A 26,165-nucleotide genomic window follows, 5' to 3' on the forward strand; every position below is an offset into this window, starting at 1 on the left:
ATTTTTTTGTCAAGAGAAAACGTTTGCTCTAATGAGCTAGATAAAGGAGACACTCATCATGAAGAAGAGAATTCTTAAAACGACCGCCCTTCTTTCAACGATTGCTTTTGCAGGGGTTTTGGTAGCCTGCAGTAATGGTTCACAAAATTCTGACTCCGGTAGTAAAGAACTAACGGTTTATGTTGAAGAACAATACAAACCTTACATCGAAGAAGCTGCTCAGGCTTTTGAAAAAGAAAGCGGAACAAAAATCAACATCAAGACTGGAGATCAATTGACTGGCTTGGATAATCTTTCCTTGGATAACCAATCTGGTGATGTTGTGGATGTTATGATGGCGCCATACGACCGTGTCGGAAGCCTTGGTAACGATGGCCAACTAGCAGAAGTTGAATCGGCTGAAGAAAGCATGACTGACGACACAACCAAAAAATTGGTAACAGCTGCCGATGGTCATGTTTATGGAGCTCCTGCTGTTATCGAAACGTTGGTCCTCTACTATAACAAGGATTTAATCCAAGAAGCTCCTAAGACTTTCGAAGAAGTTGAAAAATTAGCCGAAGATCCAGCCTACAACTTTGAAGGAGAAGAAGGTAAAAACACGGCCTTCCTTGCTGACTGGGTAAACTTCTACTATGCATACGGACTTCTAGGTGGTAACGGTGGTTATGTCTTTGGTAAGGATGGTACAGATGCCAAAGATATCGGTCTTGCTAACGACGGTTCTATCAAAGGTCTAGAATATGCGAAAACTTGGTATGAAAAATGGCCTAAAGGGATGCAAGACCAAAAAGGTGCTGCCAACTTGATTGAGTCTCAATTCCAAGAAAAGAAAACAGCTACTGTGATTGATGGGCCTTGGAAGGCTGCTGCTTATAAGGATGCAGGCATCAACTACGGTGTAGCAACAATCCCAACTCTTCCAGGTGGAGCCAACTATGAAGCATTTGCAGGCGGTAAAGCTTGGGTTATCCCTGTAGCTTCTAAGAACATCGATGGCGCTCAAGAATTCCTAAACTTCTTGACTTCAACCGATCAACAAAAAGCTTTCTATGACAAGAACCATGAAGTTCCTGCAAATACTGAAGCTCGTAAATATGCTGTAGATAGCAAAGATGAGTTGGCAAATGCCGTTGTGAAACAGTTCGACTCTGCTCAACCAATGCCAAGTATTTCTGAAATGTCTACTGTTTGGGATCCAGCAGCAACAATGCTTTTTGAAGCTGTAAGTGGTAAAAAAGCCCCTAAAGCTGCTGCTGACGATGCTGTAAAACTCATCAAAGATAGCATTGATCAAAAATTCGGAGAGTAGCCCATCTCTCTATACCGGGTGATAAGAGACAAATTTCTCAGAACCCTTAACTGTTAGTGAGAGCAGGCTGGGACTCTAAAGTCTTGGCCTCTCTATTATTTTAGAACTTACTTCTATAGGGTTCAGTCAAAGTATGTTCACGAACTAAAATAGGGAAAGTTGAGATATAGTCTTTTAGTTTGCTTTTAGTACAAGGCAGCGAGTCGCAGGCAGTACTAAAGTACGGCAAGACGAGCTAACACAGTAATAAAAGATAAACTAAAAGAGTATAACAATCCCAACACTACTCTTTATCCCCAGACAATCCTATCTCTACGAGGACTGATTTATGGAACAACAAAACGCAAAAAAAGCACTTCTTTTATCCCTTATTCCTGGACTGGGGCAGATTTACAATCGCCAGAAAGTTAAGGGAGGAATTTTCTTAGGGATAACACTCTTATTCTTAATTTATTTCTTTACAACAGCGCTATTCCAATTGCAAGGCTTGGTGACACTTGGATCCATGAGGGGCCGAGATAATTCCCTCTTCCTCTTAATTCAAGGAACCTTCCACTTGATTTTTGTCATTGCCTATCTGGTCTTTTATGGCTTTAATCTATGGGATGCTCACAAGACTGCCAATCGTTGGAATCAAGGACTACCTGTCGCTACAAGCTGGCAGGAAATGAGTCACTCCATTTATGAGAATGGATTCCCTTATTTACTAATTGTCCCTTCTTATGTGGCTATGATTTTCGCCATTGTTTTCCCGGTTTTGGTAACCATTTTGATTGCCTTTACCAATTATGATTTCAAGCATTTGCCTCCGGCTAAACTATTGGAATGGGGCGGCTTGACCAACTTCATGAACATTTGGCAACTGTCTACCTTCCGCTCAGCATTTGGTTCTGTTTTAAGCTGGACCATTATCTGGGCCTTGGCAGCTACTACCCTGCAAATCATCATTGGGATCTTTACTGCTATTATCTCTAATCAACCTTTTATCAAAGGGAAACGAATTTTTGGGGTTATTTTCCTCCTTCCTTGGGCAGTTCCAGCCTTCATTACAATCATGACCTTCTCCAACATGTTTAATGATTCCATTGGAGCAATCAATACCCAAGTTATCCCTGCCATTTCCAAGGTCATTCCCTTCTTAGACGGCGTCCTTATTCCTTGGAAGACGGATCCTTTCTGGAGCAAGGTAGCTCTCATTATGATGCAAGGTTGGCTAGGTTTCCCATATATTTATGTCCTTACTCTAGGTATCCTACAATCCATTCCAAATGACTTATATGAGGCAGCCTACATTGATGGGGCGAATAGCTGGCAAAAATTCACCAAGATTACTTTCCCAATGATTTTGGCAGTCGCTGCTCCAACCTTGATTAGTCAATACACCTTCAACTTCAATAACTTCTCCATTATCTACCTCTTCAATGAAGGAGGTCCCGGAAGTGTTGGGGGAGGTGCTGGTTCTACTGACATCTTGATTTCCTGGATTTACCGACTTACCACTGGTACTGCTCCGCAATATTCCATGGCGGCGGCTGTGACCCTTATTATCTCCATCATCGTCATCGGTATCTCCATGATTGCCTTCAAGAAACTACACGCTTTTGATATGGAGGATGTATAATGCAACGTTCCATCACCTTTAAAAGACGCCTCAATCAAGGGTTGACCTACCTTTACTTGGGCCTCCTATCATTGATTATTTTGTACCCTTTGGCTATCACCATCTCCTCAGCCTTCAAATCTGGGAACGTGGTTGCCTTTAAATTGGACAGCAACATTCAGCTTTCCTTAGATAACTTTAGCGGTCTCTTTACCGACACCCTCTTTGGAACTTGGTACACCAATACTTTAATCATTGCTGTCTTGACAATGTTGATTCAAACCTCTATTGTTGTATTAGCTGGTTATGCTTATAGCCGTTACAACTTTATTGCCCGTAAACAAAGTTTGGTCTTCTTCCTCATCATTCAAATGGTACCGACCATTGCAGCCCTCACAGCCTTCTTTGTTATGGCCTTGATGCTCAATGCTCTAAACCAAAGCTGGTTCCTCATCTTCCTCTATGTTGGTGGTGGCATCCCAATGAATGCTTGGTTGATGAAAGGCTACTTTGATACAGTCCCTATTTCTTTGGATGAGTCCGCCAAGATTTATGGTGCTGGACACTTCCGCCGTTTCTGGCAGATTGTCCTCCCCCTTGTTCGTCCTATGGTTGCAGTTCAAGCACTTTGGGCCTTTATGGGACCTTTTGGAGACTACATTCTCTCCAGTTTCCTTTTACGGGAAAAAGAATATTATACAGTGGCTGTTGGTCTCCGTACCTTCGTCAGCGATCCTAAGAATCTAAAAATCTCCTTCTTCGCTGCCGGGGCCGTGTTAACGGCGTTGCCAATCTGTATCCTCTTCTTCTTCCTACAAAAGAACTTTGTTTCTGGTTTAACTAGCGGTGGTGACAAGGGATAAGCTTGTCCCACCTTTTTCGCCACTTAGAAAGGACACAACCTTGCCCTACCCCTTTAGCTATTTCCAAAATCTTTTCCCTTTTCGCCGAGCCTTTGAGCAACGGAGACTCCTCAGCTGGCCTCAGCTGCTCTTTACCTGTATTTTCCTATTAGCTCTTACCTGTATTCCTGTCTGTTGGACAAGTTTGCAACGGACTTCCTATCCCTTGGAGCAGCTGGTCCCTCAAGCCTATCGTGTCTTTGACCAAGAACAGGTGGAGAAAATAGCTGCTACTGGAATCACGTTTAACCAGGGACGGGCTCAAATTTCTCAGAAAACCTCCTGGCAGGTTGGAGAAGATTGGATTGTCATTGGGGAAGAGGCTCCACAGAGTCCAGATTTTGTCTGGGAATTCCGGGAAGACGATGTACGATTGTTCCAATCCAATCAGGAGATTGCTCGCCTTTCTTATGATAAACTAGAAACCAAAGATTTAAGCAGCCCGAATACTTGGACACAGGCCCTAAATCAATCTTGGTTTGAGAGCAATCGCTTGGTCATCAGTCTTTTTGTCCTAGCACTTTCTTGGGGACTGCTTAGTCTAAACTTCTTACTGCTAACCTTAGGGAGTGCTGCACTCCTATACTTGGTCAGCAAATCGCGTTTTAACTCGCTTCAGGGCTTCAAAGAAGCCTTTCACATCATTCTCTATTCCCTAGGAATCCCAACGCTGGTGACCTGCTTACTAGGCTTACTTGGCCTAGATCTGGCCACCTCCGTTTTGGTTCAAAACAGTCTCTTCTTACTTACCCTCGCTTTGGTTTTTTACCAAACACAATTCCGTGATCATCAAGGAGAATAATTATGCGCGTCACCATTAAAGATGTTGCGGAACGGGCTGGGGTTTCCCCTTCAACCGTCACGCGCGTCATTCAGGATAAACCAACAATCAGTCAGGCGACCAAGGAACGGGTGCGCCGAATCATGAAAGAATTGGACTACCATCCCAACCTCAATGCCCGGAGCTTGGTTAGTAGTGAAACCAAGGTACTTGGCTTAGTCCTACCGGACGATTCAGATGCTTTCTACCAAAACTCCTTTTTCCCAACTGTCCTGCGGGGAATTAGCCAAATTAGTTCCGAATACCAATATGCCATCTTATTGTCTACAGGCAGAACGGAAACCGAGCGCCTAGAATCCATTTCCCAAATGGTTCGAGGGCGACGAGTTGATGGGTTGATCTTTCTGTATGCGAAGCCTCAAGATCCCTTGGTTCAATTCGTTCGCGAACAGCATTTTCCCTTCCTCATTTTAGGAAAATCGACAGATCCCTTTACTTCCCTGGTGGACAATGACAACCGACAAGCAGGGGCTGATGCCACTCACTTCCTTCTGAGCAAAGGCTACAAACGCATTGCCTTTTTAGCGGGAAGTATGGATTATTTTGTTAACCAAGATCGCTTTCAAGGTTATCAAGATGCTTTGGAAGAAAAGGGGGTGGAGATGGATAAGAAGCTCCTCTACTTCGCTAAAGATCTCCTCTTTCACGAGGGCTACCAGGTGATGGAAGATATGCTGGAAAAACAAATTCCCTTAGACGCCATCATTGTGACCGATAGCCTCTTGGCAGAAGGGGTGGCCAGCTATCTACAAGACCATCAGCTCCACCTTCCTTGCCTCAGCTTCACTTCTCTAGCTCCTACCTACGATGTGACAGCCTATATCGATATCCAAGCCTTGGAACTAGGTCAAGAGTGTGTGGAAACCCTGCTCCAAATTATTCAAGACCATAAAAAAGACCAACAAACAGCCTATCAAAAAATTGTTGACCACAACCTACTCGAAAAATAAGGTCAAACCAAAAATTTTTCACAAAGAAAATAGCATAGAATCACATAACAGAAACGTTGATTCTATGCTATTTTTATGTATTCTAATTGTAATACTCATTGGATTTCAAAATCTGACTTTGTCAAGCCTCTTTGATGAACTTTACTTCATCAGCTTTCCTCATCATTTTTTTGAAATCCCGCGAGTATTCTGATTTTGAAATTAGTTAAGTATAAGTAGTTGACTTGTCTCCCAGTCCCTGAACTTTACTCCTGCTTGTCAGGTCTGTAAATCAAATACCCGACAAGAATAGAGAGTCCCAAGGTCATGCTGAGGAAGGCTACTTGACTTCCAATTTGACCAGTCATCGAAATCGTCTCTCGAAGGGCAGAGACGGAGTAAGACATAGGTAACCAAGGATGAAGGGTCTCAAAAAAGGAATTAGAGAGTTGAATTGGGTAGGTTCCTGCGCTGGCTCCCAATTGTAGCAGTAATAGAATCAGGGCCAAGAAGGCTCCAACCTTATTGTCCAAGGTCACCAATGTCGTAACTAAGGCCATAAAGGCTGCACTGGTGAGTAAGATAACACCTAGCGTTGCCAATTCATGATTAGCCGTTAGGCCAATTAAGTGAATTCCGGCATAAACCAGCAGCCCCGCTACTAGAGCAATAATTCCATTCACTTCCAAGCGAGCTTTCAACCAAGACCAACGAGTGGAAGGTTGTCTACCAGAAGGGAGTGTTTGGAAAATGGTGTTGGTCGCAATAGCTGCAACGAAGAGAGCGACAGAAACCATGTAAGGGGCCATCCCAACTCCGTTTACCTCCACTTGATCCTGTTCCGTTTTCTCCAAAGCAATTGGTTCAGATAAGGTATTCGCATTGCTTTCTTCTACATTAGCCTTTTGTAGTTGTTGATTGGCATTGTCCAAGCCAGTTTGAAGACTAACCAAGCCATCAACTAGAGATGTCATCCCTGTTCCAAGTTGACCGCCCCCTTGAGCAAGTGTTTGAGAGCCATCTTGTAATTGACTAGCTCCTGAAGCCAACTGTCCGGCACCATCTAGGAGAGCTCCAGAATTAGCATCCAATTGACTAGCGCCATCTTGCAATTTGGCAACACCTGACTGCAATTGACCGGAATTTTCATTCAAGGTACGAGCTCCTTGGGCCAATTCTGAAACACCGGAGGTATAGGCGGAAACTCCACCGACCAGACCATCCGCTCCCGTTTCAAGCTGTCCTTGTAGTTGGCCCAAACCGGCTGCTACAGCGGAAGAACCCTGTGCCAAGGTCTGTGTTGCAGCTTGTAATTGACCGAATTGGCCAATACCTGTCTGAAGTGTTTGAAGGTCTGTCATGGCTTGATCAACTAATGGAGCTAGGTCTTGCCCCAGAGCTGCACCATTTTGATCAAGTACAGCGGAGAGAGCTTGCACAGCTCCCAATAAAGCCTGTAATTGGCTCGTATCCGTTGTTGAAGTTGATCCACCAGCTGGCAAAGCGGCTAGAATTTCAGCCTGATCTGCCGCATCTAATTTTTGGAAGGCTGCTGTTGCCGACACAGCACCCGCAGCATCGATACTTGTTGACGTTCCAGACCCTCCTGCCGCAATCAAGGCCGACAGATCCGCTTCTAGTTGACTCAACCCTGCTTTAAGCCCAGCCGTCGGATCTTGTCCTTGACCTAATTTACTTTGAAGGTTGGTTAAAAGAGAAACAGCTTGGTTGATGGTCTCGGTCTGTTCTGGAGAAATGGTAATCCCAGCCAATTGGTCAGCTAATTGCCCCATTCCAGTGGCTACCTGGTTTGACCCGTCAACCAGAGCAGTCAGATCACCACCACGCGCCGCATCCTGAAGGGCCTGCACACCAGCTTGCAATTCCGCAGAAGCCGCATCCAATTGGTCAGCTCCAGCAGAAAGCTGAGCGACACCACCTGTATACTGATTCACACCCGTTGCTAGCTGACCAACACCACCAGCTAATTGACTGACCCCAGTTGTATATTGTCCCAAACCTGCGGCCAACTGATTAGCGCCATCTGAAAAAAGAAGGGTAGAGCTTGCCAAGCGTTGCAAACCAGCATTGAGTTGGTCTGTTCCGGCCTGGAGTTGTTTTCCTCCATCTGCCAACTGACCACTTCCAGCACTAGCCGTTCCCATTCCTGATTGGAGTTCTTTCATACTACTGAAGAGCGTAGAAGTATAGTTATTAATAATATTTTTTTGAACCGATTGCTTGAGCACACTCATTGCTGAATCACTCATTTTTCCTGCAACAAATCCATGTCCACTAGAGGTTTTATACTGGATTTTCATTTGCTGAGGGTCTGTAGTCATGATGGAAGCAGCCTTTTGGGAAAGATCCTCTGGCAGTTCCACGACCATGTAATAATCTCCATTTTCCAAGCCCTTATCAGCTACTTGTTGATCGACGACATGGAAATCTAGAGCTTTCCCCTTCTCCATATTTTCAATCATCTGATCCCCAATAGCTAAGGTTTTACCGTTCAGAACCGTTGATTGATCCTTATTGACAACCGCCACCGGCAGATCAGACAATTTTCCATAAGGATCCCACATGGAACTAAGAAAGATGACATTATATAAGAAAGGAATCAGAGAGACTCCTAACATCACAACAATAAATTTAGGTCGTTTAAAAATGGCTTTCCATTCTTTAAACATGACTCAACCTCCATTTTTGCACACAGTGTCTATTTTTGATATACTAGATTATACCACTTCAAATTTTAAATGCAAGGAAAGAAATCCATGGAAAGCAATAAAAGACAAAAAACAAAAAAGTTCCTAGAAAATGCGATGGTAAGGCTCCTTTCAGAACAACCCTTTGACCAAATTACGACGGTCAAACTGACCCAGGAAGCGGACATTAGCCGGTCTAGTTTCTATACCCACTATAAAGACAAATTCGATATGATTGACCATTATCAAGATCGTCTCTTCCATACCTTAGACTATATTTTTGATAAACACGTTGGGCATCTGGAGGCTACCATTACAGAAATATTTGATTTTCTTAAAAGAGAACCCCTTCTCGCTGCCCTTCTCTCAGAGAATGGAACACAAGAAATTCAACAATTCATCCGGAAACGTCTCCAAGTACTCTTAGAAAATGAATGGCAGGGCCGCTACAGTCGCAAACTTTTTCAAGATAAGGAAAAGAAATATGCAGCCATCTACCTTTCTAACGCCTTCCTAGGTGTTTACCAGCTTTGGATCGCCCAAGGGAAGAAGGAAAGCCCTCAAACCATGGCACGATTTTTAATGAAAATGTTGAAATTCAGTGGAATCGAGGAATAAGATCTCTATAAAAGGACTAGTAGCTACAACTACTAGTCCTTTTATAGTCTTCTACTCAAGAATGCCCATGTTTACGGGAATACTCGTCTGCTGCTCCTGCGATAGCCCCAAACACAAAGGGAATCGTAATCAGAGCTGCACCCACTACTAAGGGATTTACAACTCCACCTTCCAAGGCCTGTAAGTCGGTTTGATTTAGTTGTCTCTTCATGGGGAACTCCTATGGAATCATTGTATTAACAAGGCTACGACCAAAATCACGTCCCGTTTTGTAAATCATCGCCCATGTTTTGCCAATTGCACTACCTGCTTCGCTAATATAACCAGCTCCCCCAGTAATGGATTGCAAATCCACTACATCAATGACCTGACCACCAGCACAAGTCGGAACTGGTCCCAAAGGTCCGCTTGGGTATGGGTAAGGAAAACCTGGAACCAGAACCTTACCTGGACACCAGCTTTGACTACCTCCCTGGATAGTCGTTGTCTCTACCTGTTGAATCGTTGCCATCTTTTTATCCTCACTTTCTTTCTTTTTTGGGGCCCTCATCTTTTAATTCGAAAGAAAGAAAAAAAATTAACGATTCCGATACATACGATGGCTCAATTCTAAAAGGTCGGCAATCAACTCATCATGGTCTTGAATAAGATTGTAAAGACGATCTTGACTCAGAACACCGCATTTATAGTCAGCAGGCAATTCTTCCTGAAGCTGCCACCAGTCTTCGCTAGCATAATACTCTCGGAGTAGGATGTAGTCTTGGTAGACCTTCTGAAAAGCCTCTAACTCCTCGTTAAAGGCTTCAAAACGAGGAAGAAGACGTTCATAACGTTCCTCCATTTCCTGCAGCTGTGTGAGCTTTAAATCTTCCATAGACGACCTTTCTTATTTGAACTTTGTCTTGTAGTAGAGTTAGATCTGAAGAGAGACTTTTCTAAATTTAAAACAGGGTTAGTTTGTCACCTCTCACTTCATTATACCACCTCGCTGGCTTTTGATAGGTATAAAAAAGATAAGCGTCCGCACACCTATGGGTGACTCGAAGGCTTATCGTCTTCATTCAGTATATCCGATTCTAGCAGAACACACATACACTTAATGCTAACCTAAAAAACACCCCACCACCTCCAGAGAAAACCTGCTTCATGGGCGTTAGTCCACTTCCGCTTTCAGCATATATAATTTATCAGAGTAATCAAACTCCTAAAAACAGGAAATCTGTGGAACAAGTTCTCAAAAGAGGCAATACACTCCCTTCATTCTATTTTTAATAAAAGAAAAAGCCCGTAAAATCGGACTTTCTCCATCGTAAATCTAAAATTAAAGCATTTTGTTGTAGAATTCAACGACAAGAGCTTCGTTGATTTCTGGGTTGATTTCATCACGCTCTGGTAGACGAGTCAATGAACCTTCCAATTTTTCTGCATCGAAAGATACGAATGCTGGACGTCCAAGAGTTGATTCAACTGCTTCCAAGATTGCTGGAACTTTAGCTGATTTTTCACGAACTGAGATTACTTGACCAACTTCAACGCGGTAGCTTGGGATGTCAACACGTTTACCATCAACAAGGATGTGACCGTGGTTAACGAATTGACGAGCTTGACGACGAGTTGAAGCCAAACCTAGACGGTAAACAACGTTGTCCAAACGACGCTCCAGAAGAAGCATGAAGTTGAAACCAAGGATTCCGCCTTTGATTTTTGTAGCTTGTACGAACAAGTTACGGAATTGTTTTTCACCAACTCCGTACATGAAACGAAGTTTTTGTTTTTCAGCCAATTGCAAACCGTATTCTGAAAGTTTGCTGCGATTGTTTGGTCCGTGTTGTCCTGGTACGTAGTTACGACGTGCAAGCTCTTTACCAGTTCCTGATAGAGACAAGCCAAGACGACGAGATTTTTTCCATGCTGGTCCTGTATAACGTGACATATAAATGTCCTCCTCTAAAATAATGTTTGAGGAAATAGTCACTTGAAAAATCCTGATTCGTGCAGGAAACCTTCGCCCAAACAGCAAGGGTTACTTACTGGGACTTCCTGTTGACGAGCTTCATATTTTTCTGCTGCTATTTCACACGTCCTCTATTGTAGCATACCAAGTCTCCCCTGTAAAGTTTTTATTTTTTGAAAGAAAAGAAAAAGATAACTACGGCCGCTAAGCTAAAACATATCCAGGTCAAAGCGCTACTATAGACCGCCAGCGTTGAGAAAAAAAATGTACCGATAGGAAGAGACAGAGTGAAAAGAAGTCCAATAAAGTGATCACTTTGCGCCAAGGTCTCAGAAGGAAGATGCTCCATCATCAAGGCATCTAATTTGGGAGTGAGCTTACCCATGAGATAGGCCGCCCCGAATAGGAAGGGGAAACCAAGCCAAATCGCTAGCCCCAAAACATTCAATAATCCAACTACAATAAAAAGACTTGCATTAAATTGTAAAATAAAAGAAAACTCCTGTTTTGAAAAAAAGTCATGGGGTGTTAGACTCCCGATGATAGCCCCTAAAAGAAGAATTAACTCCATCACTAAAAGCGACTCTCCATAGGTTAAATTGAATAGAGTATGCTCCATGAAGTAAAAATGATAAATACTGCTAACAGAGCCACCTAGTGCGTTTAAAATCAATATAGACAGGAGTAGATAAGCAAAGTTACTTGTACTATGCTTTCTAAATATATCTTCCATTTGCTTATACATTTCCCCAAACTGTTGGAAAAGAGACTGCTTCTTACTATTAGAAATAACGGTTTGATGTGTTAGTTTTTCTTTATTTCTCCAAAGAAGAAGGGAAGAAAGAGCGAAACTCACAGCATTGATAAAGGCAACAAAGGTAAAATTATTATCAGAGAGTGTTAGTAAATAGATACCTAATCCTTGTCCAAGAATATTGGCCAGATAGGTCGAAAATTGAGCAAAGGAATATGCCTCAAATAAATCTTCTTTAGCAAGATTATATTGCATGATAGGCAAGCGAAGACCTGCAATGTAGTCGCTAATTAGATCACTCAAAAAATTGAGGATACAAACCACCGAAAAAACAAGAAAAGTTTTGTTCCCAATCATTACAGCAATCAAGGTAAAAAGACCCGCTTGAACCCAACCTAAATTAATCATCCATTTAGCTTTTTGTCGCGTCTCATCGGCCTTTACTCCAACCCAAAATGTAAAGATAGTCGGGACTATAGCAGTCATATTTGCGAGAAAGACAGCCCAATTGGCTTCAGGGAGTGTAGTTGCATAAATTACAAAAACCAAATTATACAAATACGAACCTATTGAGTTCAGTAGGCGTGATGCTGTAATCACACGGTAAAAGCTATGCCTAAAAACTAAATGCACGCGGTATCCTCCTTCCTAATTTCTGAATATTGATGAGCCACAAACAGATACTCTGACTGCAATTCCTCGTCACTTTTTGCCAAAATGCCACTACTAATAATCAATTCTCTAGCGGTATAAAGATAGGCGTCTTGCTTTGTGTAGGTATACAATTCTAGTAGCACTTGAGCTATGCCCAACATCCCATACAAAAAGCTTCCTGACTGAGCATATTCCATATTCAAAGTTTTTGACAATTGAATAATCTCATCATAATATTTCTCAAAATCAATATACATCAGACCTAAAATAATTCCAGCTGTTCCATTGAATAGATATGGTGATACGCTCACATCTGAGATCCTCACCCCTTTCAGATGATTATCCACGGTTACTAAATTATCCAACACCGACGTGATACACCTATCTATAACTACTTGATCGTAGTCTATTGATTTCAGATAAACGAGTAATCCCATAACACCATCCAAACCAAGTCTTTTTTCTTGAGTTAACACTGAGTAGAATCTTTTTTTATCCTGTAGGACTTCCTTGTAGTTTGAGAATCTTTCCTCCTGAAGTTGAACAAATTCTAAAAGGTCAAATCCTAGGTGAGATGTGTTGCATTCCGAAATATGAATCAGCTGTTTCGTATTTGAGCGTTTCAGGGCATAAATACGATTCTGAATTAAATACAAAGCTGTTTCTATATCTGGATTTTCACCTAGTAAATATTGAATCAATTCATCAATGTTCGTATGTATTTTTTTTGTAATAATAAATTGTTTACTTCAGGTAGTCGATCTCTTTCGTCCGTCAACTGCAATCTTCCTAATAAATAAAGTAGGGTATTACCAACCTTATAACAATCTGCTATCTTCCCATTAAGTCTGTTCCAATTCTTCAAAGACACATCTGAATAAATACCAGTATGAGGCTTTGTTCCATCAATATATGAATTTTCAAAATCAATAAAATGAACTTCCTTATGATTGTCGACAATGAAATTGCTTGGATGAATATCGTGTAGAATCACACCTTGTTTGTGAAAATGATAGACAGTTTGAATAATTTTGGTAAATATAGTGAGAAGTTGCTTACAATGATTCAAATTTTTATCTACGTTAGACGAAAAATAAGAAAAGAGATTTAGATTATCACAGAATGTTACAATATCCTCTCCGTCTATATATTCATAAATATAGTAATAGTTGAGCCACTCTTTCACTTTTTCAATTTTTCTAACTGAAGACCTAAAATTTTCAAGTATATTCCACTCATTCTCTTTCAACATTTTCTTCTGTATTTCTTCAAAAACATGGATGTAGGGTCTACTTTCCTTTATAACAACATTTTTTCCATTATCCATTCGTTTAGCTTTATATACGTTTCCACCATTACTCTGCTTTATTAAATTTTCTATTTCATAGGTATTACCTAAATAAGATGGTTTAAAAACTTGCTTTTCTTGTAAATCTTCAATCCAATTAGGTAATTCAAAATAGGTTCTTTGGAAATCCTGCCATATTTTTCCATCAGAACAGATTAAAGTCGGAAGACCATTTATGAGCTTGTCTTTATCAACCTTGATACAGCCGTACCGGTAAAACAAAATATTCGAATCATAATAATTCCGATCACTAAGTATATAAACACCTTCTATATTTGAAGGAAGGAGATCATAGAGTTCATTTAAAATCTCTATACAATGATTTCTGTTCTCAGGGTATATTGTAATTAATTTTCCAGATTCAGAAGGAGATTCCTCAGTCGATAAATTAAATAAAACATCTTCTTTATCTTTTATATATTTAAAGGAAATATCCCTATCTATTAGAAATGGAATAGTCCTTCTATAAATTTCCCTATAGTTTTCCCAAGTACCTGAAATATGGATTTTAAAGCCAAATTCTGGCAGAAGATACTTTGAACTATCGTAATAAGTAAACATTTTTATTCTCCATCCTCTAATACAAGAATATTCGGATATTTTTCTGGATGTTTTCGAATCTTCTCTACTTTTTTTCAATAAAGCGTTCAAACCTCGCTTCAAATGATGTTGTTTTGGAGTATTCCTTTGAATTAAATTCACAATACTTGGTAAAAGTAGGCTTCCTCATATTATTCTCCCTAACAAAATATTTCTTCTAAATTTAAAATTAGAGTAAAATGAACACTTTTAATTCAATCAAAGTGTTCATTTCCTTCTCTATTATTCTAATCAACCAATCTTACATCTATATGTAAGAACTAGAATTTGTGATTGAGCTTGTAATTTATTTGCATCACGAACAAATTGTGTCATCTGTTTTACCTCCTTTATGTATTAAAAAGATTATAAATTTTTATTCCAATATTTATAAAAATTGGAATATTTTCTTATCCCTTACTTGAGAAAAATAAAAAAAGAGCTAACCTACCTCCATTCTTAACAGAGATGTCAACTCTTTTTATTAGTATCTAAATAAAATATATTCAGACTCCTTAAACACGTCCTTGATCGCTAGCATATTCGTTTATCTAGAATGTTCTTGAGCACTCTCGGCCCTGTAAAACAATCCCCACTAGATTCCCTATTCATCCATAGGAACTATCGTGAATATCCCGAATTTAAATTAAATGAGTATAGCTTACCTAAATCAACGATTGTCATTTATTCAAATATCTCAAATGAAGTTTTCGAGAATTGAGGCATAATATTTTGCACTTTCACTACAATCTAAGATGTTTAAAATTTCAACAGCTTCTTCCATCTTCTTAAGACCTATAGCTTCATTTCCTTTTATCCTATCATGGGCCCCATCTGCAAATCTATATACAATTCGAAGATAAGTTTCATTTTCTTCAAAAAAATTTTTTCGAATCTGTTGATCAAAGTACGCTGCCTTAACTAATTGCTTAGAATCAATCGCTTTAAAAAGTCCATTTAAAAGTATGGTTTGGACATAGTTTCTATTTTTAGGCATAGCACCTAAGTAGTCCACTTTTTGCAACATCTCACGACAATATTGATAATACAGATCTAATGGTAGGAGAGGGGCTATGTCCGAAAATAAACGCAATTCAAACTCTCCCCAAATATCAATGAAAAACAAGTAATCATACAATACTTCAAGATCTAAATTGGTAACTTCAAATTCTGGATCTAATATAACAAAATGAGCTTTAATAACGAGAGCATTTAACAGGTATTTTTGATCTTCTTCCATTCGATAATTCAGAAGTTCTAATTCGTACAGAGTTTGCAATTGAGACATGTCTCTAGACTCTATTGCTTTCCATATTTTGTCTTGAAGTTCATTATAAGGGGTCTGTTTAAAGCCATTAACAAGAAAGGTAAATTCATCTAATTCTGTATGAATATTTTCAAGGGCAGTTAAAAGTTTTGATATAGTCAAATCAGATTCCCCTTTTTCAAATTTACTTAACATCGAATAGGAAAATTCCCCACCCGTAGCATCTTTTAAAGAAATCTTTCGACTTTGTCTTAGCTCCCTAAAAACTTCACCCATATAATTCATATTACATCTCCTTGATTGTTTCAGTAGGATCACATTATCACTATATATTTTTAAGTCAGAAATTGTCAAGAAGTATAATAGATTACGACTTAGGAGTCATGTATACTCTTTTATACTCATTGGATTTTGAAATCTGACTTTGTCAAGCCTCTTTGATGAACTTTAGTTCTATCTTCATCGGCTTTCCTCGTCATTTTTTTTGAAATCCCGCTAGTATTCTGATTTTGAAATCAGTTAAGTATTAGTTTGTCTTTTATTACTGTGTTAGCTCGTCTTGCCGTACTTCACTGAAACTTTCTTCAAAAGTTTTATCAGTAATCTCAAAATCTCCCTCAAGATTGAGCTGTCTACGACTCGCTGCCTTATACAAAAGTAAACGAAAAGACTATAAAAAACCATCGAACTGTGAGCAGAACGATGGTTGTGGATACTGGCTCTGCCTCACTCACTCAGATAGTTAATGAGTGTTTTTTCGGTGAGGATATCAGAGTAGGTGTATGACTCAACGTAGGTATTGGTAATTTCGCCAGGTAGACTTCCGACATTGTTGTATTCAACAATGAAGAGGGATGGATAAACCTCAATAAGACGACCAATCTTGGTTTTTTGGCGTTTGCGGCCGTGTTCCAAGGTCATTTCAACCATCTTACCTTCATGGTTTTTTATGTCTTCTTTAATTTTTTTCATTTTAGCAACGTCTGTAAATGCATCACTCATGGTTATTCCTCTCTTTTGGATATGCTTGAAAACTTAAAATATTCTTTTTGGAATAGGAGTTCGACGGTCCCACGCGCCCCGCTCCGGTTTTTCTCTATAATGACCTCAATCTTGTTGTTTGGCTCTGTATCTTCCTCACCTTCACTGCGGTAATAGTCATCACGATAGAGGAAGGCTACGATATCCGCATCCTGCTCAATGGATCCAGATTCACGAATATCCGAAAGAACCGGGCGTTTATCTTGACGTTGTTCAAGTCCCCGTGATAGCTGACTGAGAGCCAAGACTGGCACCTTTAGCTCTTTGGCTAGAATTTTTAGTTGGCGGGAAATTTCCGATACTTCTTGTTGTCGGTTTTCTCGACCAGTTCCTGTAATCAACTGCAAATAGTCGATTAAGATGAGCCCTAAGTTCCCTGTTTCTTTAGCTAGTTTTCGGGCACGTGATCGAATTTCAGTAATCCTGATACCTGCAGTATCATCAATATAGATTGGGGCGGATGCCAGGTTGGCTTGGGCAATGGTAACTTTACGCCATTCCTCATCCGTCAATTGTCCTGTCTTAATAGCATGGTTATGAATGAGTCCTTCTGATGAAAGCATTCGATCAACCATACTTTCAGCTCCCATCTCTAGCGAGAAGATGGCAACCGTCATTCCCGTTTTGCTACCAATATTTTGAGCAATGTTCAGTGCAAAAGCAGTTTTTCCGACCCCTGGTCGAGCACCGAGGATGATCAGTTGATCTTCATGAAATCCAGTGGTCATCTTATCTAACTCGATAAATCCAGTTGGAACCCCTGTAACATCAGATGTTTGCTGAGACCGGGCTTCCAGACTCTCAAAATTTATATTGAGAATATCCTTGATGTTCCGAAATCCACTCTTATTACTATTTTCATTTAAATCAATCAGGTTTTTTTCGGCAACTGCAATCAGTTCATCTGTTCCCGCAGATCCCTCATAAGCCTGGTTGATACTTTCTGTTAAACGAGCAATAAAACGACGGCGCATGGCCATGTCGGCCACAATTTTAGCATAGTATTCTGCATTTGAGCTAGTCGGAACTGCGTTAACAACCTCAACTAAATAGGAAAAACCGCCGATATTTTCCAGATCTCCTTGGGCCTCCAAAATGGCTCTCATGGTGGTCGCGTCAATGACATCTCCCTGATCATTCAAGTCAATCATGGCCTGAAAAATGAGGCGATTCGCATATTTAAAAAAGTCAGCTGGTTCAATGTACTCACGGACATAAACCAGCTTACTTTCATCCAAAAAAATAGCCCCTAGAACAGATTGCTCTGCTAAAATATCTTGCGGTTGAGTACGCAATTCTTCCAGATTGGCCATTTCTCCTCCTTACATCCTTGAATTAAGCCTCTTGGATATAGACTTTGATTTCACCAGTCACATCCTGATAGAGTTTCACTGGAACCTCGACGGATCCGATGGATCGAAGCTGATGATCTAGGTGGATATTTCGTTTTTCAACTTTAATTCCAAATTGTTTCTGTAATTCCTCTGCAATTTTCTTGCTGGTAATGGAACCAAAGGTCCGACCATCTGGTCCCACTTTCTCTGTAAAGCGAACAACTGTTTCTTCTTTCGCCAGTTGAGCCTTAATGCTTTCTGCCTCTGCAACCATTTCTGCATGAGCTTTTTCTTGTGATTTTTGCTTACCGCGGAGTTCCCCAATTGCCTGAGCAGTAGCCTCTTTGGCTAGATGTTTCTTGATGAGGAAGTTTTGTGCGTAACCTGTCGGAACTTCCTTGATTTCACCTTTTTTTCCCTTACCTTTTACATCTTCTAAGAAAATAACTTTCATCTATCCGTCTCCTTTTCTTGCGTTTCATTTATAATAACATCTTTTAGCCGAGTCGTCACCATGGAGAGGTCTACACCTCGCAGTTGGGCTGCCGCCAGGTTAAAGTGACCTCCACCGCCCATCTCCTCCATAATTCTCTGTACGTTGATTCGACTGCGACTACGCGCTGAAATCCCAATGGTATCAGGGTCCAGCTGACTCATGACAAAGGCTGCCTCTATACCAGACATGCTTAGGATTGTGTCCGCAGCTTTGCTAAGTTCAATTGTGGAGTGATAGATATTTTCTGGGGCTACTGCCAAAACAATCGCAGGACTCAATCGTTGGCCTTGGAGAATCAATTCATTGACACGTCGATATTCCTCAAAGTCTGTGGCCATAATTTCCTTAATGAAAGTGCTATCACTGCCTCTGCTTCGCAAATAGCTAGCCACATCAAAAGTCCGGTTGGTTACCTGAACCGAAAAATTCTTGGTATCCAACATGATGCCGGCCATTAAAATGCTAGCTTGAATTTTACTGAGACGATTTGACTTGGCGTTTTGGAACTGAATAAGTTCGGTCACTAATTCACAAGCGCTGCTAGCCCCACTTTCAATGTAAGTGATAACCACATTTTCAGGGAAGTTTTCATCACGTCGGTGATGGTCAATAACAATTGTCTGGCTAAATTGTTCGTAGAATTCTTTCGAGAGAGTCAAGTTAATTTTAGAGTGGTCCACCATAATTAACAGAGATTGACGAGTCACACGTGGCATGGCTTCCTCTAAGGTCAGCAACTTAGTCTTCTCTTCGGCTTGCAAGCTTTTGATGGCACGCTCGATATCTGGGGCTAACTCAGTTGGATTATAGACAGCATAAGCCTGCTCACTTTGAATCTCTGCAAATTTCTGCATTCCAACGGAAGCCCCTAGTGCGTCTAAGTCTAGATTGCGGTGACCAACGATAAAGACCTGGTCTGCAGAGCGAATCTTGTCTGAGATGGCTGTCATCATGGCCCGGGTACGAGTACGAGTCCTTTTTACGGCTGAGACACTACCTCCTCCGAAGTAGATCGGATTTTTACCTTCCCTGTTTTCACGTACTACGGCCTGGTCTCCACCACGAACTAGGGCTAAGTTCAAATTCTCGAGGGCTGTTTTTCCAATAGAAGCATGATCTCCATCACCATAGGCAAACCCCATACTAAGGGTAAGCGGGAGATTCTTCTCCTTTGCTTCGCTTCGAAACACATCAATAATCGCGAACTTGTCTTTCATTAGTTGGTCTAGAACCGTATAATCGGTAAATAAGTAGTAACGATCAGCATCAACTCGACGATAGAACATCTTATAATCATCCGCAAATCGGGAGACAAAATCAGCAATAAAACTGTTGACACTGCTGACCTCCGAGTCGGATAAGCCATCTCTAAAATCATCATAATTATCCAGAGAGATAGCCCCGATAACTGGTCGTGTAGTTGCTAATTCCTCCGCCGCATTGTACTCACTACTTGCATCAAAAAAGTAAACCATATGACCGCTTTGATCCAAATGAACCGCATAGGTTCTCTCTCCAATTGCAACGTAATGACTGCCTTCTCCTTGAGAAGACTCCAAAACTGACTGGATTGTCTGCATATCCAGCACACCATCTTCACCGGCAAAAATAAGCTCAGCGTAGGGATTATACCAGTCAATTTGACCGGTTTCCTCGTTCAGTTTCATAATCCCAATTGGAATCTTGTTAATGAGATTGGCCAAGCTGTTTTCAACTCGATCTTCTAGTTGTTTCTGTTGTTCTTCTTCCACCTGACTGACAATTACTTCTTGATCTAATAGGAGTAACAAGACAAGAGCGCCCATCAATATTATGGTAATCGCAATGGGGATACCATTCATGGAATGTTGCCAAACCACAGAAAGAATACCCAAAAAGATAATGCCAATCATAAAATAATGGAAGGGAGATAGGGGAAATCTTTTCATCTTAAACCTCTTCCTGTTATTTTACCATAAAGGCCCAGTTACACCAACAACTCACTGTAAAAAGCAAGGATTTGAGAAAGGCTATTTGGCTAGCATTAACCTATTATAATGTTAAAGGTCCAACTGTTTTTGTCAAGTTTTATTAACAAAGAATCATCACCTCCTAGTCTTAAATAAGAAATATACGACTTAGCCACGTTAGAATGGCTATATGCGGGTGGATTTACTGGATGTGTAAAGTGTCATCGATCAGTAAATGTATTGTAAATATAGCGTCAATTAATCTTTACACATAAGAAACCCAGCTGAATTCAGCCGGGTTTCTTCTATAATTTTATTTCTTTACCTGTTCTTGACGTTTGGAAATACTGCGAGATTTTCCCTCTAAATAAACCATTAGGATCGAAATATCTGCTGGATTGACACCGGAGATTCGACTGGCTTGACCAATCGTTTCTGGATTAATCTGTTTGAATTTTTGCCGAGCTTCTGTAGCAATGGAATCAATGTCATCCCAGTCAATATCCGCTGGAATATGTTTTTCTTCCATTCGTTTCATCTTGTCAACTTGGTCAAGTGCTTTTTGAATATACCCTTCGTATTTGATTTCAGTTTCCAATAATTCTTTAACCTTATCATCGATTTCCATTGGAGCAGGTCCAATGAAATTAACTAAGTCATCATAGCTTACTTCAGGCCTGCGAAGGAATTCTTTTGCTGTTAGGGCATCCGCTAACGGTTTGAAGCCAAGTTCTGTGACTTGTTTATTCGTTTCTGCGGTAGGTTTTAGTTTATGAGACTCCAACCGTTCCATTTCGGTTTGGAAACGAGTCTTTTTCATTTGGAAATCTTCCCACCGTTCATCATCAACCAAGCCAATAGAACGACCAATCTCAGTTAAGCGCATATCCGCATTATCATGACGTAGAATCAAACGGTACTCTGCACGACTGGTCAAAAGACGATAGGGTTCCAAGGTTCCTTTGGTTACCAAATCATCAATCATAACACCAATATAGCCGTCACTTCGTTTAAGGATTAGTTCTGGTTTTCCCAATACTTTTAAAGCTGCATTGATACCAGCCATAATTCCTTGACCAGCTGCTTCTTCGTATCCCGATGTCCCATTTGTTTGACCGGCTGTAAAGAGACCTGAAATTTTCTTCGTTTCAAGGGTAGCTCGTAATTGATGTGGGAGAATCATATCGTATTCAATCGCATAGCCTGTCCGCATCATCTCTGCTTTTTCTAACCCCTTGATGGAGTGTACGAGTTCCCGTTGAACATCTTCTGGGAGGCTTGTTGACAATCCCTGAATGTAGACTTCTTCCGTATCTCGTCCTTCAGGCTCCAAGAAAAGCTGGTGTCTTTCTTTATCTGCGAAGCGGACAATCTTATCTTCAATAGATGGACAGTAACGTGGTCCTACTCCCTCAACAACTCCTGTAAACATTGGAGCACGGTGTAAATTATCTTGAATAATTTGATGACTCTCGTTATTCGTATACGTTAACCAGCAAGGAACTTGATCCTTTAAATAGTCCTCATCCTTAGAACGGTAGGAGAAATGATTCGGAACATCATCACCAGGTTGAATTTCTGTTTCACTATAGTCAATCGAAGATGCCTTGACTCGAGGAGGAGTTCCCGTTTTAAAACGACCAATTTCAAATCCTAACTCTTTGAGGTTATCAGCTAGCTTGACAGAGGCAATGCTATGGTTAGGACCTGAAGAATATTTCAAATCTCCGATAATGATTTCTCCACGTAAGGCTGTACCGGTCGTAACAATAACTGTTTTAGCACCAAACTCTTGATTGGTTGCGGTGCGAATCCCAATTACCTTTTTATCTTCAACCAAGATTTCATCAACCATGGTTTGGCGAAGTGTCAAGTTTTCTTGATTTTCAACAGTTTTCCTCATCTCCTTAGCATACAATTCCTTGTCTGCTTGGGCACGCAAAGCTCGGACAGCTGGACCTTTACCTGTATTCAACATTTTCATTTGAATATACGTTTTATCGATATTCTTAGCCATTTCGCCACCAAGAGCATCTACTTCACGAACCACAATCCCTTTAGCCGATCCCCCGATTGAAGGATTACAAGGCATAAAAGCCAACATTTCTATATTAATAGTTGCCAAAAGAGTTTTACATCCCATCCGGGCAGCGGCAAGGGAAGCTTCTACTCCTGCATGGCCAGCACCAATGACGATTACATCATAGGTTTCCGCAAACTGTCTTGTCATTCTTTCTTCCTTTCACAAAAAAAGGTCAAGGCTTCATTTGATTGCAGGCAAAAAAACCTGCAAATCCCATGAGCTTTGACCATCATTGTATTTGCTTTTTAGTATTGTAGCATATTTGGATAACTTGTCAATTTATATGTACTGACGTACTTGATCATTCATATAAGCTTGGTCAATCAGACCACCACCTAAGCACTCATCTCCGTTATAAAATACGACTGCTTGACCTGGTGTAATAGCCCGTTGTTCTTCTGCAAAGTTGACAGTCGCCTTGTCACCATTTACAGAAACTGTCACCTCAGCATCTGGCTGCCTATAACGAAACTTAGCGGTACACTTCATTTCAAAAGTTTTTGGCATTTTATGTGTAAAGCTAACTTGACTAGCTGTCAATTTCGTTGACATGAGGTTTTCGTGGTGGAAACCTTGACCTACATATAAAATATTCTGTTCTAAGTCTTTTCCAACCACAAACCACGGTTGATTATCGCCACCTTCTTGACCACCAATTCCGAGTCCTCCTCGTTGACCAATGGTGTAATACATAAGTCCAGCATGTTCCCCCATGTCACGACCTTCCATGGTCATCATCCGACCTGGTGTTGCTGGTAGGTAGTTACTGAGAAATTCCTTAAAATTCTTTTCTCCGATAAAACAGATTCCTGTTGAATCCTTTTTCTTAGCAGTTGCTAAGCCAGCTTCTTCAGCAATTTTACGGACTTCAGCTTTTTCCAAGTGACCCAATGGAAACAGTGTCTTCTGAAGTTGTTCTTGCAATAACTGACTAAGAAAATAGGTTTGATCTTTATTTTGATCTTTCCCCCGAAGCATCCGGACTTGACCGTTTTCATCACGTTCTACTTGGGCATAGTGGCCAGTTGCTACATAGTCAGCTCCTAGTTCCATCGCATAGTCAAGAAAGGCCTTAAATTTAATTTCCTTGTTACACATAACATCTGGATTCGGAGTTCGACCAGCTCTATACTCTGCTAGAAAATATTCAAAGACCCGATCCCAGTACTCTTTCTCAAAATTGACTGAGTAGTAAGGAATTCCAATTTGATCTGCTACTGCAGCAACATCTTTGTAATCTTCTGTTGCCGTACAAAAACCATTTTCATCAGTGTCATCCCAGTTTTTCATAAAGATGCCAACGACGTCATAGCCTTGTTCTTTTAACAAGAGGGCTGTTACGGAGGAGTCAACCCCTCCACTCATTCCCACAACAACTCGTGTTTTTGAAGGAACACTCATAGTTTTCTCCCATCTTTCGTTTGTCACGTTTCCGTGCGCGCTTTCAACGATTTGAAGGTCGTTTTGAGCAAGGCTTATTATAACACGAAACAAAAAAATCCTCCACTGAATAATTTTTGTGTTCAGTGGAGGTAACACAGGGCTATTAATACCATCCGTTGGCTAACCAAAATTGATGGGCTTGTACCCAAGAACCATAGCGATTTTTTACATACTCATCTGCTACCCGCTCCTGGTTTTCTGGAGAAAGGTCTCCATTTAAATAGGAAAGGGTTAGTTGGTAACGACCATAGTAAATTCCATTTTGTGCGGTATAGCTCCCACTAGATTCTTTTTGAGCGATCCACTCCTTGGCTGCTTGCTCATCACTTGACAAGCTTGATGCAGTTGCTGTGGATTGTTCTTGAACTGGTGCTGGTGTTTCTGGCTCAGATGCTACAACCGGATCTGATTCAGAACTTGATGGATCATTCTCAACTTTCGGTGTTTGTGATGCTGATGAAGTAACAGCTGCTGAATCTTCTGGACTCTTGACAGTTTCATTGATAACTTCTTGCTGAATTTCTGATATCTCTTGGCTTTGAACAACTGCTTGAGAAGTGTTTCCTTGTTCAGAACTTGCTTCTAGCACGACAGCATCTTGCGGTTGATTGACAGTTGTTTCTTCTGATACAATTTGCTCGCTTGTAGCATTCGGAGTCCCTGTTGTTAACTCCAATACTTGACCAATGTGAATCACATTCGGATTTTTAATATTATTTAGCTTTACAATATTGTCAACAGTTGTTTGTCTTTCTGCTGCAATTTTTGATAAGGTATCTCCAGATTTTACAGTATAGGAATCAGCCGACGCAGCACTTGCAGAAGCGGCTACGAGAAGAGTTGCCAAACCTGTTAGTAGATAATAATTCTTTCGTTTCATGTAAAGTTCCTTTCTTATATGACCTTATTCTATCCCAGTAATATTACGGAAAGATAGCAATATTCGGAGTAGTTTTACAGTTCTGTGAAGGAGATTGGTTAGGTTCTTTACATTCCTAGTCATTTTCCTTATGGTATACTTATTGTAAAGGAGAATTTATGTTTTTATTTTTTGATTTAGATGGAACTTTAGTTGATAGTGGTCCAGGAATTAAAGCGGCCTTTCGATATGCTTTCACAACTCTGAATCTTCCTGTTCCTCAGGATTCAGAGTTAGACACCCTAATTGGACCACCTCTCGAACGATCCTTTGCCTTCTATCTTCCTGAAGATAAAGTAGAAGAAGCTATTGGCCTATTTCGAAGTTACTATAAAGAAAAGGGAGTTTACCAGGCCACCCCATACCCTGGGATAAAGAAAGCTCTCCAGGCTTTAAAGGAGCAAGGACACTATTTAGCGATTACCACTAGTAAAAATCAACCTATGGCCCAAGTTATGGTCCAACATTTTAGATTCCAATCTTATTTTCAGGAAATTTTTGGAGCACTTCCAGATTCCCACGATAAAATCGATGTCCTCAAACGAGGCTTAGAAGTCGCAGAATCCCCTAAAGAACAAAGTTTTATCATTGGAGATACCCTCTTTGATATGGCAGCTGGCCGTGATTTAGAAATTGGTAGCATCGGAGTTGAATGGGGCTATGGTACCTCCGATTCACTAACCGAAAACGGTGCACAAGTTTTACTAACTAAAACACAAGACTTAGCCTCATTTTTTAAATAATACTCATAACAGTTCAAAATCTGAAAAGACTGGGAGTGGGAAAGAACTCCGTTGATTAGGTACTTTTTGGAGGTCAAAGAGTCAAGAAATGACTTCTTGAGTTTCTGGATAAGAGAACACGAACTGTTCTCTATAAAAGGCGAACAGTTGTTATTTGCTTCGCTCTCCTATCTATTAACTCAAACAGCCTTTTAGCTGTTTAAGCGAATCAACCACTGCGTCAAAGAGTTTTTGCTAAATAAAAGTTCGAGACTGATACTTTTTGCCCAGCCTCAGTTATATCCCATTAATACTTAACTAATTTCAAAATCTGAATACTCGCAGAATTTCAAAAAAATGACGAGGAAACTGATGATAACATTCATCAAAGAGGCTTGACAAAGTCAGATTTTGAAATCCAATGAGTATAAGCAAGCGTAGCTAGCCATCAATCCAACAAAGATTGGAGAAGAGGATGAACGCAATCAGATTTTAAAATGGTCATAAGTATAATCGAGTAGGGACTAATGGATAGTCCCTCTCACACCACCGTGCGTGCCGTTCGGCACACGGCGGTTCAATTAGCTTTTAACGCATGTCGTTTTAAGTAGTAATCGAGACAGCTGACCAGTCCTCGTTTGGCGAGGACTGGTTTTGATATTGCTCTCTTTAATACTGACTTTTGTGCTACTAGTTGATAGTGGTCACCCCA

The 26,165-nt window shown here is 40.6% G+C and carries 23 protein-coding genes and 1 pseudogene; 7 read left to right on the forward strand and 17 right to left on the reverse strand.

Annotated elements, in window-relative coordinates:
* Nucleotides 1-58: 58 nt before the first annotated feature.
* The 5 genes from JEQ21_RS01350 (at nt 59) to JEQ21_RS01370 (ending at nt 5,605) form a co-directional block, all read left to right on the forward strand.
* Nucleotides 59-1,312, forward strand: coding sequence for an extracellular solute-binding protein (locus JEQ21_RS01350; RefSeq protein WP_199363644.1), 1,254 nt, complete (start codon nt 59-61; stop codon nt 1,310-1,312).
* A 328-nt stretch (nt 1,313-1,640) separates the two neighbouring features.
* On the forward strand, nt 1,641-2,933 hold the full coding sequence (locus JEQ21_RS01355; RefSeq protein WP_199363645.1) for a sugar ABC transporter permease: 1,293 nt from the start codon (nt 1,641-1,643) through the stop codon (nt 2,931-2,933).
* A complete protein-coding gene (locus tag JEQ21_RS01360) occupies nt 2,933-3,775 on the forward strand; it encodes a sugar ABC transporter permease (protein WP_199363646.1) in 843 nt (280 codons plus the stop codon). The genes JEQ21_RS01355 and JEQ21_RS01360 overlap by 1 nt, the downstream gene beginning before the upstream one ends.
* 40 nt (nt 3,776-3,815) lie before the next feature.
* Entirely contained in the window at nt 3,816-4,616 is an 801-nt protein-coding gene (locus JEQ21_RS01365; protein ID WP_199363647.1) for a DUF1189 family protein, read from the forward strand.
* 2 nt (nt 4,617-4,618) lie between these two features.
* Nucleotides 4,619-5,605, forward strand: a complete 987-nt coding sequence (locus JEQ21_RS01370; protein ID WP_196966869.1) for a LacI family DNA-binding transcriptional regulator — start codon at nt 4,619-4,621, stop codon at nt 5,603-5,605.
* Between the two features lie 245 nt (nt 5,606-5,850).
* On the opposite strand, the gene JEQ21_RS01375 is transcribed toward JEQ21_RS01370, so the two are convergent.
* Nucleotides 5,851-8,274 carry a YhgE/Pip domain-containing protein gene (locus tag JEQ21_RS01375; RefSeq protein WP_199363648.1) on the reverse strand — a complete coding sequence of 808 codons (2,424 nt, stop codon included), beginning with the start codon at nt 8,272-8,274 and terminating at the stop codon, nt 5,851-5,853.
* 87 nt (nt 8,275-8,361) lie between these two features.
* Between JEQ21_RS01375 and JEQ21_RS01380 the strand changes: the two genes are divergently transcribed.
* Complete coding sequence (locus tag JEQ21_RS01380) at nt 8,362-8,910, forward strand: TetR/AcrR family transcriptional regulator (protein ID WP_199363649.1); 549 nt, start codon at nt 8,362-8,364, stop codon at nt 8,908-8,910.
* 55 nt (nt 8,911-8,965) lie between these two features.
* Here JEQ21_RS01380 and JEQ21_RS01385 read toward each other — a convergent pair whose 3' ends face one another.
* The 15 genes from JEQ21_RS01385 to JEQ21_RS01455 all read right to left on the reverse strand — a co-directional run bounded on the left by JEQ21_RS01385 (nt 8,966) and on the right by JEQ21_RS01455 (nt 24,692).
* Nucleotides 8,966-9,121 carry a hypothetical protein gene (locus JEQ21_RS01385; RefSeq protein WP_196090962.1) on the reverse strand — a complete coding sequence of 52 codons (156 nt, stop codon included), beginning with the start codon at nt 9,119-9,121 and terminating at the stop codon, nt 8,966-8,968.
* A 9-nt stretch (nt 9,122-9,130) separates the two neighbouring features.
* Complete coding sequence (locus tag JEQ21_RS01390; protein WP_199363650.1) at nt 9,131-9,421, reverse strand: hypothetical protein; 291 nt, start codon at nt 9,419-9,421, stop codon at nt 9,131-9,133.
* Nucleotides 9,422-9,487: 66 nt separating this feature from the next.
* Nucleotides 9,488-9,784, reverse strand: a complete 297-nt coding sequence (locus JEQ21_RS01395) for a DUF4298 domain-containing protein (RefSeq protein WP_196090960.1) — start codon at nt 9,782-9,784, stop codon at nt 9,488-9,490.
* A 447-nt stretch (nt 9,785-10,231) separates the two neighbouring features.
* Entirely contained in the window at nt 10,232-10,843 is a 612-nt protein-coding gene (gene rpsD, locus JEQ21_RS01400) for a 30S ribosomal protein S4 (RefSeq protein ID WP_196966868.1), read from the reverse strand.
* Between the two features lie 187 nt (nt 10,844-11,030).
* The gene (locus JEQ21_RS01405; protein WP_199363651.1) at nt 11,031-12,251 is read right to left on the reverse strand and encodes a transporter; all 1,221 of its coding nucleotides are present in this window, start codon (nt 12,249-12,251) and stop codon (nt 11,031-11,033) included.
* The gene (locus tag JEQ21_RS01410; protein WP_199363652.1) at nt 12,242-12,973 is read right to left on the reverse strand and encodes a hypothetical protein; all 732 of its coding nucleotides are present in this window, start codon (nt 12,971-12,973) and stop codon (nt 12,242-12,244) included. The genes JEQ21_RS01405 and JEQ21_RS01410 overlap by 10 nt, the downstream gene beginning before the upstream one ends.
* On the reverse strand, nt 12,970-14,181 hold the full coding sequence (locus JEQ21_RS01415) for a protein kinase family protein (protein ID WP_199363653.1): 1,212 nt from the start codon (nt 14,179-14,181) through the stop codon (nt 12,970-12,972). The genes JEQ21_RS01410 and JEQ21_RS01415 overlap by 4 nt, the downstream gene beginning before the upstream one ends.
* Nucleotides 14,182-14,896: 715 nt before the next feature.
* Nucleotides 14,897-15,751 carry an Rgg/GadR/MutR family transcriptional regulator gene (locus JEQ21_RS01420; RefSeq protein ID WP_196090943.1) on the reverse strand — a complete coding sequence of 285 codons (855 nt, stop codon included), beginning with the start codon at nt 15,749-15,751 and terminating at the stop codon, nt 14,897-14,899.
* Nucleotides 15,752-16,192: 441 nt separating this feature from the next.
* The gene (locus JEQ21_RS01425) at nt 16,193-16,468 is read right to left on the reverse strand and encodes a Veg family protein (RefSeq protein ID WP_196092359.1); all 276 of its coding nucleotides are present in this window, start codon (nt 16,466-16,468) and stop codon (nt 16,193-16,195) included.
* Nucleotides 16,469-16,470: 2 nt separating this feature from the next.
* Nucleotides 16,471-17,820: a replicative DNA helicase gene (gene dnaB, locus JEQ21_RS01430; RefSeq protein WP_199363654.1), complete on the reverse strand. Its 1,350-nt coding sequence runs from the start codon at nt 17,818-17,820 to the stop codon at nt 16,471-16,473.
* A 22-nt stretch (nt 17,821-17,842) separates the two neighbouring features.
* Nucleotides 17,843-18,295: a 50S ribosomal protein L9 gene (gene rplI / locus JEQ21_RS01435; RefSeq protein ID WP_199363655.1), complete on the reverse strand. Its 453-nt coding sequence runs from the start codon at nt 18,293-18,295 to the stop codon at nt 17,843-17,845.
* The gene (locus JEQ21_RS01440; RefSeq protein ID WP_199363656.1) at nt 18,292-20,265 is read right to left on the reverse strand and encodes a DHH family phosphoesterase; all 1,974 of its coding nucleotides are present in this window, start codon (nt 20,263-20,265) and stop codon (nt 18,292-18,294) included. Before JEQ21_RS01440 ends, rplI begins: the two co-directional genes overlap by 4 nt.
* A gap of 334 nt (nt 20,266-20,599) precedes the next feature.
* Nucleotides 20,600-22,516 (reverse strand): tRNA uridine-5-carboxymethylaminomethyl(34) synthesis enzyme MnmG, encoded by a 1,917-nt coding sequence (mnmG, locus tag JEQ21_RS01445; RefSeq protein ID WP_199363657.1) that lies wholly within the window; start codon nt 22,514-22,516, stop codon nt 20,600-20,602.
* 132 nt (nt 22,517-22,648) lie between these two features.
* The gene (mnmA, locus tag JEQ21_RS01450; RefSeq protein WP_199363658.1) at nt 22,649-23,770 is read right to left on the reverse strand and encodes a tRNA 2-thiouridine(34) synthase MnmA; all 1,122 of its coding nucleotides are present in this window, start codon (nt 23,768-23,770) and stop codon (nt 22,649-22,651) included.
* Between the two features lie 145 nt (nt 23,771-23,915).
* On the reverse strand, nt 23,916-24,692 hold the full coding sequence (locus JEQ21_RS01455) for a LysM peptidoglycan-binding domain-containing protein (RefSeq protein ID WP_199363659.1): 777 nt from the start codon (nt 24,690-24,692) through the stop codon (nt 23,916-23,918).
* 158 nt (nt 24,693-24,850) lie between these two features.
* Between JEQ21_RS01455 and JEQ21_RS01460 the strand changes: the two genes are divergently transcribed.
* Nucleotides 24,851-25,474, forward strand: a complete 624-nt coding sequence (locus JEQ21_RS01460; RefSeq protein ID WP_199363660.1) for an HAD hydrolase-like protein — start codon at nt 24,851-24,853, stop codon at nt 25,472-25,474.
* 556 nt (nt 25,475-26,030) lie between these two features.
* Here the strand turns inward: JEQ21_RS01460 and JEQ21_RS01465 are convergent.
* Nucleotides 26,031-26,165, reverse strand: a pseudogene (locus tag JEQ21_RS01465) (group II intron reverse transcriptase/maturase); the annotation flags it as partial.

Source organism: Streptococcus sp. 121, assembly GCF_016458205.1.
GTDB lineage: Bacteria > Bacillota > Bacilli > Lactobacillales > Streptococcaceae > Streptococcus.